Source organism: Micromonospora sp. ATLC20 (assembly GCF_057196585.1).
The window spans coordinates 1-14,127 of the sequence record NZ_JBXUOV010000149.1; the positions used below are offsets into that span (position 1 = coordinate 1).

General features: G+C 71.9%; 12 protein-coding genes and 1 pseudogene. 8 read left to right on the plus strand and 5 right to left on the minus strand.

The window, feature by feature from the left end:
- Together AC2CHG_RS24145 and AC2CHG_RS24150 are read right to left on the minus strand one after the other, a co-directional pair.
- Positions 1-187 (minus strand): hypothetical protein (locus tag AC2CHG_RS24145; RefSeq protein WP_484525641.1); only part of this gene is annotated, 187 nt, incomplete at its 3' end.
- 194 nt (positions 188-381) lie between these two features.
- Positions 382-828: a DUF5318 domain-containing protein gene (locus AC2CHG_RS24150; protein ID WP_013289362.1), complete on the minus strand. Its 447-nt coding sequence runs from the start codon at positions 826-828 to the stop codon at positions 382-384.
- 175 nt (positions 829-1,003) lie between these two features.
- Here AC2CHG_RS24150 and AC2CHG_RS24155 point away from each other — a divergent pair, with 175 nt between their 5' ends.
- Together AC2CHG_RS24155 and AC2CHG_RS24160 are read left to right on the plus strand one after the other, a co-directional pair.
- Positions 1,004-1,642, plus strand: coding sequence for a PadR family transcriptional regulator (locus AC2CHG_RS24155; protein ID WP_120572535.1), 639 nt, complete (start codon positions 1,004-1,006; stop codon positions 1,640-1,642).
- A gap of 23 nt (positions 1,643-1,665) precedes the next feature.
- Positions 1,666-2,745 carry an inositol-3-phosphate synthase gene (locus AC2CHG_RS24160; protein ID WP_366625881.1) on the plus strand — a complete coding sequence of 360 codons (1,080 nt, stop codon included), beginning with the start codon at positions 1,666-1,668 and terminating at the stop codon, positions 2,743-2,745.
- 65 nt (positions 2,746-2,810) lie between these two features.
- On the opposite strand, the gene AC2CHG_RS24165 is transcribed toward AC2CHG_RS24160, so the two are convergent.
- Positions 2,811-3,290, minus strand: a complete 480-nt coding sequence (locus tag AC2CHG_RS24165; protein ID WP_355509481.1) for a methylated-DNA--[protein]-cysteine S-methyltransferase — start codon at positions 3,288-3,290, stop codon at positions 2,811-2,813.
- 79 nt (positions 3,291-3,369) lie between these two features.
- Between AC2CHG_RS24165 and AC2CHG_RS24170 the strand changes: the two genes are divergently transcribed.
- Together AC2CHG_RS24170 and AC2CHG_RS24175 are read left to right on the plus strand one after the other, a co-directional pair.
- Complete coding sequence (locus AC2CHG_RS24170; protein WP_355509483.1) at positions 3,370-3,912, plus strand: hypothetical protein; 543 nt, start codon at positions 3,370-3,372, stop codon at positions 3,910-3,912.
- A gap of 25 nt (positions 3,913-3,937) precedes the next feature.
- Positions 3,938-5,446: a flotillin family protein gene (locus tag AC2CHG_RS24175; RefSeq protein ID WP_262012921.1), complete on the plus strand. Its 1,509-nt coding sequence runs from the start codon at positions 3,938-3,940 to the stop codon at positions 5,444-5,446.
- Between the two features lie 57 nt (positions 5,447-5,503).
- Here the strand turns inward: AC2CHG_RS24175 and AC2CHG_RS24180 are convergent, their stop codons facing one another.
- Together AC2CHG_RS24180 and AC2CHG_RS24185 are read right to left on the minus strand one after the other, a co-directional pair.
- The gene (locus tag AC2CHG_RS24180; protein WP_484525642.1) at positions 5,504-7,540 is read right to left on the minus strand and encodes a S8 family serine peptidase; all 2,037 of its coding nucleotides are present in this window, start codon (positions 7,538-7,540) and stop codon (positions 5,504-5,506) included.
- 176 nt (positions 7,541-7,716) lie between these two features.
- The gene (locus tag AC2CHG_RS24185) at positions 7,717-9,177 is read right to left on the minus strand and encodes a CCA tRNA nucleotidyltransferase (protein WP_262012919.1); all 1,461 of its coding nucleotides are present in this window, start codon (positions 9,175-9,177) and stop codon (positions 7,717-7,719) included.
- Between the two features lie 132 nt (positions 9,178-9,309).
- On the opposite strand from AC2CHG_RS24185, the gene murJ reads away from it, so the two are divergent.
- From murJ to AC2CHG_RS24205, 4 genes and pseudogenes are all read left to right on the plus strand, one after another.
- Complete coding sequence (murJ, locus tag AC2CHG_RS24190; RefSeq protein ID WP_262012918.1) at positions 9,310-11,058, plus strand: murein biosynthesis integral membrane protein MurJ; 1,749 nt, start codon at positions 9,310-9,312, stop codon at positions 11,056-11,058.
- Positions 11,059-11,467: 409 nt separating this feature from the next.
- Complete coding sequence (locus AC2CHG_RS24195; RefSeq protein ID WP_262012917.1) at positions 11,468-13,078, plus strand: protein kinase family protein; 1,611 nt, start codon at positions 11,468-11,470, stop codon at positions 13,076-13,078.
- A gap of 43 nt (positions 13,079-13,121) precedes the next feature.
- Positions 13,122-13,826, plus strand: coding sequence for an RNA polymerase sigma factor SigM (gene sigM, locus AC2CHG_RS24200; protein WP_484525643.1), 705 nt, complete (start codon positions 13,122-13,124; stop codon positions 13,824-13,826).
- Positions 13,823-14,127: pseudogene (locus AC2CHG_RS24205) on the plus strand (hypothetical protein); the annotation flags it as partial. The gene sigM and the pseudogene AC2CHG_RS24205, both read left to right, overlap by 4 nt.

The window sequence follows — 14,127 nt, forward strand, 5'->3', positions numbered from 1 at the left end:
GAGCGGCGCCGCCGACCGAGGCCCGGCCGCCCGCGCCGTACGGTGTCGCGGAGGCGCGCGCCGAGGCGCCGCCCTCCGCCGCGCCGGACCAACCGTTCCCGCCCCAGTTCCCTTCGGAACCGGGGTCGCCGTTCGGGCCCGGGATCTGGGCCCGCCCACGCGAAGAACTGGGATCGCCGTAGTTCATTCCTCACACCCTGCCGGTCGCGGTGGGGCGCGAGGGCGCCGCCACCGGGTTGCCGTGAGCTGGAACACGGGACGTTACCCGCCGGCGGTACCGGCGCGCGCCCGTCAAATCCGACCTATTCGGACCAATTACGCTTAAAGGCTGTCGCTTCTGCCACCCGGGGAATGGGCCGGCAACGATCGGGACAGCCACGTTCACCGTTGCGCCTCTCGCCTTCGCCGAGGGGTGGAGCCGTTGGCCGCGACCGATTCGTCCGCGTCCTCCGCCTCGCCCGCGAGACCGTCCCGGCCGAGCAGGAACTGCTCGACGAGATGGTTCCAGTCGCAGCCGGGGCAGACCTCCACCACGAACACCTGGAACTCACGCAGCGTCATGGCCAGGACGGGCAACTCGGCCCGGGTACGCGCCTGGCCGGCCGACTGCTTGAGTTCGTCACCGTAAATGTAGTGGACGTGGATCAGGTTCTCGCTGCGGCAGATCGGGCAGCGGTGGTCGGTCGGCTCGCCGTGGAAACGAGCAGCGTTCTTCAGGTACGGCGAGGCGTCGCAGACGTCGTACGTGCCGATCCGCCCGGCGAGCAGTTCACGCAGCACAGCCCGCTTCTGGAGCGAGTAGTCGACGACCTGGCGCTGCGTACGCATGCGGGAAAGGGTACGCGCTCCGGCGAACCCAGGCGACCACGGTCACGATCCGTGATGATCGCGTCGCGTAAGCAGGGGTTTGCCCCACCCTCGCCTCTCCGCTAACGTGCGATGTATCGGTCCGATACATCGCGGCGGTTAGCACTCCGCGCAGGGGGAAAAGAAGGGATGGCCCGTGCTCGAGCTCGCCATCCTCGGCCTCCTGCAGGAGGCGCCCATGCACGGCTACGAGCTGCGCAAGGAGCTGACCGCCAAGCTCGGCGCCATCCGGGCGGCGATCAGCTACGGCTCTCTCTACCCGACCCTGCGCCGGCTGCAGGCGGCGGGATGGATCGCCGAAGCCGCCGAGACACCCGCCACCGCCGAGGAGGTTCCCGCGCTGACCAGCCGACGCGGTCGGGTGGTCTACACCATTACCGCGGAGGGCAAGGAACGCTTCGCCCAGCTCATAGCGCAGGCTGGACCCGAGACGTACGACGACACGGGCTTCGGCGTGCACTTCGCGTTCTTCGCCCGGACCGACCAGGCCACCCGGCTCCGGATCCTGGAAGGTCGTCGCCGCAAGATCGAGGAACGTCGCGAAGGTCTTCGTGACGTGCTCGGCCGGGCAGCCGAGCGGCTCGACGCGTACACCCTGGAACTGCAACGCCACGGGCTCGACGCCTGTGAGCGCGAGGTCCGCTGGCTGGAGGAGCTCATCGCCAACGAGCGCTCCGGCCGGGCCCCGGCCGACCCGCGACCCGGGACGGCCGGTGGCCGAGGAGACAACGACAGCCCGCCCACGCCTGGAACGTCCAGGACAGAGCGGCCGTGATGAAGAAGAAGGAGGCAGACGCTATGGGCTCCGTCCGCGTCGCCATCGTCGGTGTGGGTAACTGCGCCTCGTCCCTCGTACAGGGCGTGGAGTACTACCGGAACGCCGACCCGAACGACCGCGTCCCGGGTCTCATGCACGTCACCTTCGGCGACTACCACGTCTCGGACGTGAAGTTCGTCGCGGCGTTCGACGTGGACGCCAAGAAGGTGGGCATGGACCTCGCGGAGGCGATCGTCGCCAGCGAGAACAACACGATCAAGCTCTGCGACGTGCCGCCGACCGGCGTCACCGTGCAGCGCGGCCCGACCTTCGACGGTCTCGGCCAGTACTACCGCGAGATCGTCGAGGAGTCGGACGCCGCGCCGGTCGACGTGGCGCAGGCGCTGCGCGACGCGCAGGTCGACGTGGTGGTCTCCTACCTCCCGGTGGGCTCCGAGGCGGCCGACAAGTTCTACGCCCAGGCCGCGATCGACGCCGGCTGCGCGTTCGTGAACGCCCTGCCGGTGTTCATCGCCTCGGACCCGGAGTGGGCGAAGAAGTTCACCGACGCCGGTCTGCCGATCGTCGGCGACGACATCAAGAGCCAGGTCGGCGCCACCATCGTGCACCGCGCCCTGGCGAAGCTCTTCGAGGACCGCGGTGTCGAGCTGCTGCGCACGTACCAGCTCAACTTCGGCGGCAACATGGACTTCATGAACATGCTGGAGCGCAACCGCCTGGTCTCGAAGAAGATCTCGAAGACCCAGTCGGTGACCTCCCAGATCCCGCACGAGATGAGCAAGAGCGACGTGCACATCGGCCCGTCCGACCACGTGCCGTGGCTGGACGACCGCAAGTGGGCGTACATCCGCCTGGAGGGCCGTTCCTTCGGTGACACCCCGCTCAACGCGGAGCTGAAGCTCGAGGTGTGGGACTCGCCGAACTCGGCCGGTGTCATCATCGACGCCGTCCGCGCCGCGAAGATCGCGCTGGACCGGAAGATCGGTGGCCCGATCCTCTCCGCCTCCTCGTACTTCATGAAGTCCCCGCCGGAGCAGTACGCCGACCACGACGCGCACGCCGCCGTCGAGGCGTTCATCGCCGGCGAGATCGAGCGCTGACACGCTGACACGCACCAGAAGGAAGGCCGGGTCCGCGCGGACCCGGCCTTCCTTCTTCGCGTACGTCAGGACCAGGCGCGCCGCAGCGCCACCGACGCCTCCAGCTCCAGCAGCGTCACCTTGCGCGGCAGCCCGCCGCCGAAGCCGACCAGCTTGCCGCCCGCGCCGACGATCCGGTGACAGGGCACGATCACCGGCACCGGATTGCGGTTGCAGGCCACCCCGACCGCCCGGGCGCCACCCGGATCACCGACCGCCTTCGCCACCTCGCCGTAGGTAGCCGTCTCCCCGTACGGGATGCGGGTCATCTCCCGCCACACGGCGCGCTCGAACTCCGAGCCCCGGGGCGCCGACACCGGCACGGTGAACTCGGTCAGCTCACCGGCGAAGTACGCCCGCAGCTCCGCCACCGCCAGCCGGGCCACCGCGTCGCCGGGTTCGTCCGACGCCCCGTCCACCCGGCCGAAGTGCGCGCCGCGCACCGCGTCGTCGTCGGTGCCGACGGAGAACTCCCCGATCGGGGAGTCGAGCACGGTCCAGCGCATGTCACCCATTGTCGCGCGACCGCCGACATTCTCCCCGACCGGCCCTGACCCGCCGCTGGACGTCCGCTGAACGAAGTCGATGTTGCACGGCGTCGATACCGTGCAGGTCATGGCCACCGGGACGCTCATTTTCCTGATCATCGGCGGGGTCGGTGTGGGCGTGCTGACGCTCGCCCTGCTCGGCTCGGGAGTGCTCCACCTCGGCCAGCCGGACGTCGACGGGCCGGTGTCGCTGGAGGCGGCCGCCGGGTTCACCGGGGCGTTCGGGTTCGGCGGCGCGATCGTCAACGAACTGCTCGGGGGTCGTACCCCCGGAATGATCGCGGCGGCGGTGGCCGGCGGCGCGCTCGCCGCCGTGCCCACCGGCTGGCTGGCGGCCCGGCTGAGCCGCGCGGCCCGCAACATGCGCACCGACGCCACACCCACCCGCGACCACCTGGCCGGCGCGATCGGGCTGGTGGTGACGCCGATCCCCAACGGCGGCTACGGCGAGGTGCGGGTACGCCTCGCCGGCCAGCCGGTGAAGCTCAACGCCCGCGCCGACGGGCCGATCCCGGTCGGCACCCGGATCTTCGTGGTCGAAGCCCTGAGCGAGACCAGCGTGCACGTCGAGACCTACTGACACCACCACACAGACGGGAACCCCCATGCCCCTGCTCGTCGCCATCGGCGGCGCGGTCCTCCTCGCCGTCGTCCTCGTCCTCTTCGTGTTGTCCCGGATCAAGGTGGCCGGGCCGAACCAGGCGTTCATCGTCACCGGCCGCAAGGGCCGCACCACCCAGACCGCCGACGGCGGCCGGGCCACCGACATGTCCGGGCAGAAGGTCGTGCTCGGCGCCTCGGTGTTCGTGCTGCCGGTGGTGCAGAAGCTCCAGTCGCTCGACCTGTCCAGCCGCCGGATCGACGTCAGCATCCGCGGCGCGGTGAGCAAGCAGGGCATCCGCACCGAGCTGCACGGCGTCGCGATCGTCAAGGTGGGCGGCACCGAGGACGCGATCCGCGCCGCCGCCCAGCGCTTCCTGAACCAGCAGGAGGAGATCGACAACTTCACCCGCGAGGTGCTGGCCGGCGCGCTCCGCTCGATCGTCGGGCGGCTCACCGTCGAGGAGATCATCCGGGACCGGGCGGCGTTCGCCAGCGCGGTCGCCGAGGAGGCCGAGCACTCGATGACCAACCAGGGCCTGGTGCTGGACACCTTCCAGCTCCAGGACATCCTGGCCGAGGGTTCCTACCTCCAGGACCTGGGACGGCCGGAGGCGGCCCGCGTGCTCAAGGACGCGGCCATCGCCGAGGCGCGGGCCCGCCAGCAGGCCGAGCAGGAGCGGCTGCTCGCCGAGGAGGCGATCGCCGAGGCTAACCGGAACCTGGCGCTCAAGCAGGCCGGCATCCAGGCCGAGATCGACGCGGCGAAGGCGAGGTCGGCAGCGGCCGGTCCGCTCGCGCAGGCCGAGCGGGACCAGGCGATCCTCTCCGAGCAGCAGAAGGTGGCCGAGCGCAACGCCGAGCTGAAGCAGCGCCAGCTCGACACCGAGGTGCGCAAGCCGGCCGACGCCGCACGGTACAAGGTGGAGCAGGAGGCCGAGGCGAACCGCAACGCGGCGGTGCTCAACGCCGACGCGCAGCGGCAGGCCACGATCGCTGCCGCGCAGGCCTCCGCCGAGCAGGCCCGCCTCACCGGTGAGGGCGAGCGGGCCCGCCGGGCCGCACTGGCCGAGGCGAACGCGATCGAGGGCGCCAAGGAGGGTGAGGCCGAGCAGCGCCGTCGTTCCGCGATCGCCGAGGCGGTCGAGCGGGAGGGCCAGGCCGAGGCCGCGGCCATCCTCGCGAAGGGTCAGGCCGAGGCCGACGCGATGGCCCGCAAGGCCGAGGCGTTCGCCGCGTACGGCGAGGCGGCCGTCCTGGACCTGCTGGTCAAGGTGCTGCCCGAGGTGGTCGGCGCGGCCAGCGCCCCGATCGGCGCGATCGACAAGATGACGGTGATCTCCACGGACGGCGCGTCCTCGCTGACCAAGTCGGTGGCCGGCAACGTCGCCCAGGGCCTCCAGCTCGGCAGCGACCTGACCGGCATCGACCTGGCCGGGCTGCTGGCGCGGCTGGGCAGCAGCGCCCAGCACAACGGCAAGACCACAGTGGACGGCAGCACCGTCACCCAGTGACGACGACGCCCGCCGGTTCCCCTCGGGGAGCCGGCGGGCGTCGTGCGGTGGTACGGGTCAGAGCACGGCGACGACGAACTTCTCGCCGGCGCCCAGGCCGAGGGTCGGGCTGTTCCAGTCGATGGTCCGGCTGGCGATGAGCTGGCTCGTGCCGGCGCTGCCGGCGGTGACCGCCTTCTCGTTGATGTTCGCGTACAGGTAGACCGAGCCGTCGGCGTTGTAGTCGAGGAACGACATCCCCTCCCACGCGCCGATCGAGGCGCCCCGGGCGATCAGCGGCTTCGCCCCGGCGCTCTCCGCCGTCACGAACTTGCCGTTGATCTGGGCCTTCAGGCCGAAGGTGCCGTAGCCGTCACCGACGTTAACCAGCTCGTACTTCTCCCAGGCGCCGACGGTCGCCGAGCGGGCGATCAGCGGCTTCGCCCCGGCGCTCTCCGCCGTCACGAACTTGCCACTGGCCACCGACTTGATGCTTACGAGGGGCGCCGGGGCGTCGAAGTCGAACTTCTCGGCGGTGCCGATCGCGGTCTTGCTGGCGATCAGCGGGGAGGTGGCGCTCGGCGCGGTGACGTACTTGCCGTTGATCGCCGCCTTCAGGCTGATCGTGCCGTCGGTGTTGTCGACGATCTGGAACTTCTCCCACGCGCCGATGGTGGCCGAGCGGGCGATCAGCGGCTTCGCCCCGGCGCTCTCCGCCGTGACGAACTTGTTCGTGACCCGCGCCCGCAGGCCGAACAGGCCTCCGCCGGCGTCGACCACGTCGTACTTCTCCCAGGCGCCGATGGAGGTGCCCCGGGCGATCAGCGGCTTCGCCCCGGCGCTCTCCGCCGTGACGTAACGGCCGTTGACGCGGGCCTTGAGCCCGTACGAGCCGCGGGCCGTCACGGCCGAGCCGATGTGCAGCAGCCGGTCGGTGGAGCCCATGATGTCGTGCACCGCGCCGCCGATGCCGGTGGTCACGACCGAGTCGCGTACCTGCTGCGGCGACCAGGCCGGGTGCTCCTCCAGCAGCAGCGCGGCGGCGCCCGCCACGTGCGGGGACGCCATCGAGGTGCCGCTCATCGACTCCGTGCCGGCGCTGCTGCCGGCCTTGGCCGAGACGATGCCGGTGCCGGGCGCGAACAGGTCCAGGCAGCGGCCGTAGTTGGAGAACCAGGCGCGCATGTCGACCCGGTCGGTGGCGCCGACGGTGATGGCGGCGGGCACGCTCGCCGGCGAGGAGCCGCAGGCGTCCTGCATGCTGTTGCCGGCCGCGACGGCGTAGGTGATGCCGGAGGCGATCGAACGGGTGACCGCGTCGTTCACGGCCTGGTCGACGCGATCGACGCCGAGGCTCATGTTGGCGACGGACGGCCCGGTGGCGTTGGCGGTGACCCACTCGATGCCGGCGATCACCTGCTCGGTGTCGCCGCTGCCGGAGCAGTCGAGGACCCGGACGGCGACCAGGTCGACTCCCTTGGCGACGCCGTACGTCGTACCGCCGATCGTGCCCGCCACGTGCGTGCCGTGCCCGTCGCAGTCCTGCGCGACGTCGTCCTGCTCGACCGCGTCGTAGCCGTTGCGGGCGCGCCCGCCGAAGTCCTGGTGGTCGATGTCGATGCCGGTGTCGATCACGTACGCGGTCACCCCGGCGCCGGTCGACGGGTAGGTGTACTTGCCGTCGGTGCGGGTCTTGAGCTGGTCGATGCGGTCCAGGCCCCACGGCGGGGTGGTCTGGGTGCCGGCGGTGCTCCAGCGCTGGACCTGCTGGACGTACTCGACGTCCGGGTCGGCGGCGAGCCGCGCGGCCTGCCGGGCGTCCATGGTGGCCGAGTAGCCGTTCAGCGCCTTGCCGAAGACCCGGCGGACGGTGCCGCCGTGCTCGCCGGCCAGCGCGGACGCGGCGGACTTCACCTTGGCCGGGGTGGCCTTGCCCTTCTTGAGGACCACGATGTACCGGCCGGGCACCGCCTCGGCCGTGCCGGCGCCACGGACCGGCGGTCGCTTCGGGTCGGCGAGGGCCGGCCCGGCGACTGTGGCGCAGAGGATGGAGGTGGCGCTGGTGAGGGCGAGCCCCACGAGCGCGGAGCGGCGCAAGCCGCCACGACGTGTCACGAATTGTCTCCCCGTGTCCAGCGACCGTCCGGATCGGACGGGCGGATGAATCAGAACAGCCGCATCTGTCGATTCGGCGGCTGCCGATGACTCATCATGCGGGAGACATCGACCGGAGCGGGTCAACCGTTCGGTCGACACGCCGGCGTATCGTCGTCCGATTCGCGACGCCGGCCTCAGCCGGTGACGCCCTCCTCGCGCGCCCAGCGCAGCAGCTCCGCCTCGGCCTCGTCGCGGTCCAGCGGCCCGCGCTCCAGGCGCAGCTCCTTGAGGTGCTGCCAGGCCCGGCCGACCACCGGCCCCGGCGGTACGCCGAGCAGCTCCATGATCGCGTTGCCGTCCAGGTCGGGCCGGACCCGGGCCAGGTCCTCCTCGGCGGCGATCCGGGCGATCCGCTCCTCCAGCGCGTCGTAGTCGGCCGCGAGCTGGGCCGCCTTGCGCCGGTTACGGGTGGTGCAGTCGGAGCGGGTCAGCTTGTGCAGCCGGGACAGCAGGTCACCGGCGTCGGTGACGTACCGGCGGACCGCCGAGTCGGTCCACTCGCCCCGGCCGTACCCGTAGAAGCGCAGGTGCAGCCCGACCAGCTTGACCACCTGGGAGGTGATCTCCTTGGAGTAGCGCATCGCCTTCATCCGGTTCTTGGTCAGACGGGCGCCGACCACCTCGTGGTGGTGGAAGCTGACCCGGCCGTCCGCGCCGACCGCCTTGGTGGCCGGCTTGCCGACGTCGTGCATGAGCGCGGCCATCCGCAGCACGAAGTCGCAGCCGTCGGACTCCAGCGACATGGCGTTGCTGACCACTGTGAGCGTGTGCTCGTAGACGTCCTTGTGCTGGGCGTGCTCGTCGATGGTGAGCTTCAGGCCGGTCAGCTCGGGCAGGAAGCGCTCGGCCAGGCCGGTGTCGACGAGCAGGCGCAGCCCGGTGATCGGGTCGGCGCCGCAGAGCAGCTTGGTGAACTCGTCCCGGATCCGCTCGGCGGTGATCCGGTCCAGGTCGCCGGCCATCTCGGTCATCGCCGCGCGGACGTCCGGGTGGACGGCGAAGCGGAGCTGGGCGGCGAACCGGGCCGCGCGCAGCATCCGCAGCGGGTCGTCGCGGAACGACTCCTGCGGCGTCCCGGGGGTACGGATGATCTTGGCGGCCAGGTCGGCCAGCCCGCCGTACGGGTCGGTGAACCGGTGGTCGGGCAGGCTGACCGCCATCGCGTTGACGGTGAAGTCGCGGCGCTTGAGGTCCTCGGTCAGGCTCGTGCCGTACTGCACCACCGGGTTGCGGCTGACCTGGTCGTAGACCTCCGCGCGGAACGTGGTGATCTCCAGGTTGAGGCCGTCTCGCTGGCAGGCGATGGTGCCGAACTCGCGCCCGGTCTCCCAGATCGACTCCGCCCAGCCGCGGATGACCTTGATGGTTTCGTCCGGGTGGGCGTCGGTGCAGAAGTCGAGGTCGTTTCCGAGCCGCCCGAGCAGCGCGTCGCGGACGGATCCGCCCACCAGGTGCAGTTCGTGACCGGCCCGGGCGAAGCGCCGGCCCAGCTCGTCGGCGACCGGCGAGACTCGGAGCAGTTCGGCGACGGCGTTGCGCTGCGCGGCGGTCAGTTCGCGGCGGTCGGCGGCGTGGGAGGCGGAGGCTTCGGACATGGGATCGCCAGCCTATCGGGCCGGAGGTGGATCGACCGCGCCGGGCGCGGGTAACGGGTCCGGGTTGACTAAGGTTCCGGTTGGGCGGGGCCGGCCGGGCCCGGTCGCCACGTACCCCCTGGAGGCTGGCAGATGAGCGGCGGGCTCTACCGCAGCGCGAACGCGCACGGCGACGGCCTGCCGCCGGACGACGGCGCCACCTTCATCTCGGCCGAGCCGCTGAACCAGCCCGGCGTCGAGGCCGTCGCGCCGCCGCAGGAGGTGGTCGCCGAGACCAGCGCCGCGGCGAACAGCGCGGTGATGGCGATCGGCAGCCTGGTGAGCCGGGGTACGGGGTTCATCCGCAACCTGATGATCGGTGCCGCGCTCGGCACGATGGTCGGCGACGCGTTCACCACCGCCCAGTTCCTGCCCAACCAGGTGTACGAGTTCCTGCTCGGCGGCGTGCTGACGAGCGTCCTGGTGCCGGTGCTGGTGCGCCGCCGCAAGATCGACGCGGACCGGGGCGAGGCGTACGCGCAGCGCCTGCTGACCCTCGCGGTGCTGGCGCTCGCCGCGACCGCGCTGATCGCGGTGCTGCTGGCCCCGGTGCTGACCGCCGTGTACGCGGCCGGCGGCGACGATCCGGCGTACACCACGCTCGTCACCCGGCTGTCGTACCTGATGCTGCCGATGCTGTTCTTCACCGGCATCAGCGCGCTGATCGCCGCGGTGCTCAACACCAGGGGGCACTTCGCCGCCCCGATGTGGGCGCCGATCCTCAACAATCTCGTCTCGATCGGCACGTTCGGCCTGTACATCGTCGTCTTCGGCGCGACCGGTCTCCGGCCCGAGGAGGTGGGCTGGGACCGGATCCTGCTGGTCGGCGGCGGCACGCTGCTGGGCGTGGCGGTGCAGGCGGTCGGCCTGCTGCCCGCGCTGCGCAAGGTCGGCTTCCGGTGGAAGGCGCGGTTCGACTTCCGCGAGCTGGGGCTGCGCGAGCTGGCCCGGCTCGGCGCCTGGATGTTCTGCTACGTCGCGGTCAACCAGCTCGGCCTCTTCGTGGTGGTCAACCTGCTCAACCGGGCCGCCGGCGGGGACGGCGAGAACGCCGGCCTGCTGATCTACAACAACGTGTTCCTGCTGCTGATGATGGCGCACGGCATCATCGCGGTCTCGATCATCACGGCGCTGATGCCCCGGATGAGCGCGGCGGCGGCCGAGAACCGGTTCCACGACGTCACCGCCGACCTGTCCCGGGGCACCCGGATGGTCACCGCGGTGCTCGCGCCCATCGCGGTCTGCTACGCGGTGCTGGCCGCCCCGATCTCGGTGGTGGTGTTCCGGTACGGCGCGTTCACCGGCGACAACGCGGTGGCCACCTCGACGGTGCTGCTGGTGGCGGCGCTCGGCCTGGTGCCGTTCGCGGTGAGCCAGCTCTTCACCTTCGCGTTCTACGCGCTGCCGGACACCCGTACCCCGGCTCTGATCAACATTCCGGTGGTGGCGCTGCGCGTGCTGCTCCAGGTGGGCCTGTTCCTGCTCTTCTCGAACACGTTCGCGGCGGCCGGGATGATGCTCGGCAACGCGGTGTCGTACCTGGCGGCGGCGATCATCTCGGCGATGCTGCTGCGGCCCCGGGTGGGCCGGATCGGGCTGGGCGGGATCATGCGGACGCTCGGCCGGGTGGTCGTGGCGGCCCTCGGCGCGGCGGTCGTCGGCCTGCTCGTGGTCGCGGTGCTCCCCGGCGACCCGGAGAGCCTGAGCTGGCTCGCCGCGGCGGTCCAGTTGGTGATCGGCGGCGCGGCGATCGGCGCGACCTATCTGGGGCTCGCCATGGTGCTGCGGATCGGCGAGATCACCGAGGTGGTCGGGATGGTCCGGCGGCGCCTCGGGCGTTGACCCCCTCGGTGACCGACGGTGAACGAGGATCACCAGGCTGGGGATACGGCTGTGGATAACTTGGAATTCCGCCGTCCAATGGGCCTCTCGGCCTGTGGACAACCAACCGTACGGACGAGGGAGCGCAGGCCGGGGCGGGGAAAACCTCCCCGCCGCCGCACCGGTACGCCCCTGTGCCGCCTCCTTGCCGTCAACCTCTAGATTGGCGGTGCGTGTCCGGCTCGCCCGCCGGGTGGGCGGGCGACCCGGCCGGGGCCCGCGGCGACTGGCCTTCCGGCCGGTCACAGCGGGAAGATGACATGTCGGAGAACCGGGCATCCCGGGTAAGGTCGCTCTCGACGGGTACGACCGGGATCGACGCGGGTGTCGACACCGCGGCCGTTCCACCGAAGGCAGAGCGGGAAGCCACATGCCCAGCAGCACGGGTCCATCGATCGACGCGATCACCGAGGGAGGACGGGTGACCCAGGTCGGCGAGGGTCAGGAAGCGGAGGAGACCTCTCCTGCGGTCGTGACCTTCGGTGCTCCCACGGTCGGTGAGCTGCTCGCGGAGCGGTACGAACTGGTCGAGCACATCAACAACGACAGCGCGGGCCGGTTGGTCTGGCGCGGTGTCGACGTGGTGCTCCGCCGTCCCGTCGCCGTGGTCCTCCGCTACCCGGGTGGCGACTCCGCCACCGAGATGCTTCAGGCCGCGGTCGCCGCGAGCCGCGTCATCCACCCCAACCTGGTCGGCGTCTACGACGCGATCGACGAGGACGACCGGGCCTACGTGGTCCGCGAGTGGGTCGACGGGCAGTCGCTGCGCGAGATGGTCGCCGCTGACGGGCCGCTGGACCCGGCCCGGGCCACCGCGATCGGCAACGCCGTCGCCAGCGCCCTCGCCGCCGTGCACGCCACCGGCATGGTGCACGGCAACCTCCACCCCGGCACCGTCATGATCAGCGACGACGGCCGGGTGGTGCTCGCCGATGCGCGTACCGACGGCGCGGACAGCCAGGAGAACGACCTGCGCGCGGTCGGCGGGGTGCTCTACTTCGCCCTGACCGGGCACTGGCCGCACGGCGAGGCCCCGCTGCACGGCGCCACCGCCGGGCACGGCCGCGCCGCCCTGCCGGACGCCGTCCGGGACGCCGGCGGCGCCATCGCCGCACCCCGGCAGATGCGCGCCGGGGTGCCGGCCTACCTCGACGACCTGACCATGGACCTGCTCGACCCGGAGATCCCCCCGCCGTCGTCGGACGTGCTGGCCGCCGAGCTGAGCCGGCTCGACATCCCCGCCGACGAGCAGTTCCTGGAGCAGGCCGGCCCGCTGCGCTTCACCGCCGACCCCGGCGAGGAGCCCTCCCCGCTGGCCGCGGCCGGTGGCCGCAAGGTCGCCATCGGCATCGCCGGCCTGCTGGCGGTCGCCCTGGTCGGGCTGCTCATCGGCATCAACGCGCTCGGTGGCGGCGACGACGGCGACAAGGAGCCGGTCGCTCAGCCGTCGAACAGCGCGCCGGCCACCGGGGGTGGGGCCGAGCCCGCCGCGCAGGTTCGCAAGCTCACCATCGTGGACGTCCGGATCATCGACCCGGACGGCGACCGCGCCGAGGTGCGCAACGCCGAGAAGGTCATCGACGGGGACGACGACGAGGGCTGGGAGACCAACACCTACCGGACGAACGCCAAGTTCGGCGGCATCAAGAAGGGCATGGGCGTCTGGATCGACCTGGGCGCCCCGCACTCGGTCAAGCAGTTGGAGGCCACGCTCTCGGCCACCGGCGCCACGGTCGAGTTGCGCGCCGGCACCCGCGGCGACTTCCCGTCCAGCTCCTCGGGCGACAAGCAGCTCGTCAACGCCTACTCGACGCTGGTCGGGCCGCCGAACGAGGACGGCGGCACCAAGATGATCTTCAACGCCTTCGAGCCGGACCAGAAGTACCAGTACCTGCTGTTCTGGATCACCAAGCTGCCGGCGAAGGACAACGGCAACACCTGGAAGCTCGGCGTCCAGGAGATCGTGGTCCAGGGCTCGTGACCCGGCCGCCGTCCCCGCCGCGCCACCGCCGCCGGATGTGGTGATGGCGGAACGCGACGGCCTGCCACCCGGCCGCTCCGACCTGGAGCTGCTGCGGGCGCACGTGGCCGGCGACCGGGACGCCTTCACCGAACTGTTCCAGCGGCACCGGGACCGCCTCTGGGCGGTCGCGCTGCGGACGATCGGCGACCGTGAGGAGGCCGCCGACGCCCTCCAGGACGCCATGCTGTCGGCGCACCGCGCGGCGGCCCGGTTCCGGGGCGACTCGGCGGTCACCACCTGGCTGCACCGCATCGTGGTGAACGCCTGCCTGGACCGGATCCGGCGGCGGCAGACCCATGCCACCGTCCCGCTGCCGGACGGCGTGCACACCGACGGCGAACCCGGCCGGCACACCGGCGGCCCGGAACCGGCCGCGCCGGCCCGCGACCACGACACCGCGCTCGTGGTCCGGCAGGCCCTCGCGGCGTTGCCGGCCGAACAACGGGCCGCGCTGGTCCTGGTCGACGTGCAGGGCTACCCGGTGGCCGAGGTCGCCGCCATGCTCGGCGTCGCCGAGGGAACGGTCAAGAGCCGGTGCGCCAGGGGCCGGGCCCGCCTCGCCGTCCTGCTCGGTCACCTGCGGACCGGCGCCGACGCACCGGCCGAGGACGTGCCGCGGCTCACCTCCGGGAACCGCAGACGCCCCGAGGGCGTCGGATCCTCGTCGGGAGCGTCCCGGCAGGCCGTCAGCCAGGAGGAGCCGTGACTTCCCGGGAGTTCAGCGAGGTCGACCACGACCTGCTCGCCGACTACCTCGGCGGGGCGCTGGACGGCACCCCCGAGCAGGCGACAGTGGCCCGGCTGGTCGAGCAGGACCCGGCGTGGCGGGCCGCGTACGAGAATCTCACCGACGCGGTCGACCTGGTCGGCGCGGATCTGGCCGGCTGGGCCGCGGGCCCCGCGCCGGAGATGCCGCAGGCCGTGACCGACCGGATCACGGCGGCGCTCGCCGGGGCCGGTCCCGCGCTGCGCGACGGTACGCCGCTCGTGCCGGCGCAGCCCGGCGG